The following is a 623-nucleotide window of genomic DNA, read 5'->3' as shown; positions in this document are numbered from 1 at the left end:
CCCCTACGCTTGTCCCGTGACCCCCGTGGAGCTCTCCCGTACCGTGCTGTGCGCGGTCCGTCGCGCTGTCGACGTGGGGGAGCTGGACGTGACCGTGCCGGAGCGGGCCGTGGTCACCCGGCCCCGGCCCGGCGGGTGCGGTGACTACGCGACCAACATCGCCCTCCAGCTCGCGCGGCCGGCCGGGCAGTCCGCCCCCCGCGTCGCCCAGGTGCTCAGGACCCACCTCATCGGGCTCGACGGCATCGACGACGTCTCCGTCACCGGGCCCGGGTTCCTCAACATCAGCCTTCGCGATGCCGACGCCGACGCCGCCCTCGTCCAGCTCGTCGACAGCATCCTGCGGGCGGAAGCGGAATACGGGTTTGTTCCGGAGGGCAGTGAGGGATCCGTCGGGGCCGTCGTGCGGCTTCACTGTTCCCTCGAAGTGCGTGCCGTCGTCGTCGCGGATGTTCTTCGTCGTCTTCTCCGGGCCCAGGGTGCCTCCGTCAGCGTCAGGTGCGAGAGGCCCCTCCCGGCTGCCTGGGAGCAGGTCCTCGGCGTGCGGGTCGATTCCTCCGGTGACACGTCCTGCGACGGCGTCGACATCCGGCCCGTTCCCGCTCCCGCCGACCCCCTTCCCC

1 pseudogene is annotated in these 623 nt (G+C 71.9%); it reads left to right on the top strand.

Annotation, left to right across the window (positions count from 1 at the left end):
* Positions 1-16: 16 nt before the first annotated feature.
* Positions 17-623: pseudogene (locus tag C1I97_RS38510) on the top strand (ArgS-related anticodon-binding protein NrtL); the annotation flags it as partial.

Source organism: Streptomyces sp. NTH33, assembly GCF_003236365.1.
Classification (GTDB): domain Bacteria; phylum Actinomycetota; class Actinomycetes; order Streptomycetales; family Streptomycetaceae; genus Streptomyces.
Note: the sequence above shows the minus strand (reverse complement) of the source record. Positions and strands in the feature narration are given on the sequence as shown.